This is a genomic window from Streptomyces pathocidini, assembly GCF_001418495.1.
In the GTDB taxonomy this organism is placed as follows: domain Bacteria; phylum Actinomycetota; class Actinomycetes; order Streptomycetales; family Streptomycetaceae; genus Streptomyces; species Streptomyces pathocidini.
Genome location: NZ_LIQY01000651.1, coordinates 1 through 1523 on the forward strand (window position 1 = coordinate 1; position 1523 = coordinate 1523).

The 1523-nt window shown below is 70.1% G+C and carries 1 protein-coding gene; it reads left to right on the plus strand.

The genetic code is table 11. From position 1 onward, the window contains the following. A partial coding sequence (locus AOK16_RS24070) for an acetoacetate--CoA ligase (protein ID WP_079101727.1) occupies positions 1 to 1333 on the plus strand: 1333 nt, incomplete at its 5' end. Positions 1334 to 1523: the final 190 nt, after the last annotated feature.

Sequence of the window (1523 nt, forward strand, 5' to 3'; positions counted from 1 at the left end):
CGCCGAACTCCGCCGCGAACTCCCCACCCTCCAGGCCGTGGTGCACATCCCGCTCCTGGGGACCCCGGCCCCCGAAGGCGCCCTCAACTGGGACAGCCTGGTCGCCGCCGCCACCGAGCCCGTCTTCGAGCAGGTCCCCTTCGACCACCCCCTGTGGGTGCTCTACTCCTCCGGCACCACCGGACTGCCCAAGGCCATCGTCCAGTCCCAGGGCGGCATCCTCCTGGAGCACCTCAAGCAGCTCTCCCTGCACACCGACCTGGGCCCGGACGACCGCTTCTTCTGGTACACCTCCACCGGCTGGATGATGTGGAACTTCCTCGTCTCCGGCCTGCTCGTCGGCACCACCGTCGTCCTCTATGACGGCAGCCCCGGCCACCCCGACACCGCCGCCCAGTGGCGCGTCGCCGAACGCACCGCCACCACTTTCTTCGGCACCTCGGCCGCCTACGTGATGGCCTGCCGCAAGGTGGACGTCCACCCCGGCCGCGACCTCGACCTCTCCCGCGTCAGGTGCGTCGCCACCACCGGCTCCCCGCTCCCGCCCGACGGCTTCCGCTGGATCCACGACGAGGTCGCCGAAGACCTGTGGATCGCCTCCGTCAGCGGCGGCACCGACGTCTGCAGCTGCTTCGCCGGCGCCGTCCCCACGCTCCCCGTCTTCGTCGGCGAACTCCAGGCCCCCTGCCTGGGCACCGACCTCCAGGCCTGGGACCCGCACGGCAGACCCGTCACCGACGAGGTCGGCGAACTGATCGTCACCAACCCCATGCCGTCCATGCCCATCCACTTCTGGAACGACCCCGACGGCAGCCGCTACCACGAGAGCTACTTCGAGATGTTCCCCGGCGCCTGGCGCCACGGCGACTGGATCACCCTCACCTCGCGCGGCACCGTCGTCATCCACGGACGCTCCGACTCCACCCTCAACCGGCAGGGCGTACGCATGGGCTCGGCCGACATCTACGAGGCCGTCGAACGCCTCCCCGAAATCCGCGAGTCCCTCGTCATCGGCCTCGAACAGCCCGGCGGCGGCTACTGGATGCCCCTGTTCGTCCACCTCGCCGAAGGCACCGTCCTCGACGACGCCCTCCGCGACCGCGTCAAGCGCACCATCCGCGAACAGCTCTCGCCTCGTCACGTCCCCGACGACATCATCGAAGCCCCCGGCGTCCCGCACACCCTCACCGGCAAGCGCCTCGAAGTCCCCGTCAAGCGCCTGCTCCAGGGCACCCCGCTCGACCAGGCCGTCAACCCCGGCTCCGTCGACCACGTCGAACTCCTGCGCTTCTACGAGCGCGTGGCCCGCGACCACTCCGCCCCGGAGGCCTGAACCCCGCCGTCACACTCCGTTGTCAGACCTCCCGGTTACGGTGAGTGAGCAAGTGAGGCTCATGCACTGAGGGGGAGTCATGGCACAGACCGACAACGGCAATACCCGACGGGTCACCCGGCGCGCACTGCGGCGCGAAGTGCCCAGCACCGTAGCCCTGCTGGCCGACGAGCGCGCCTTCGCCGCCATG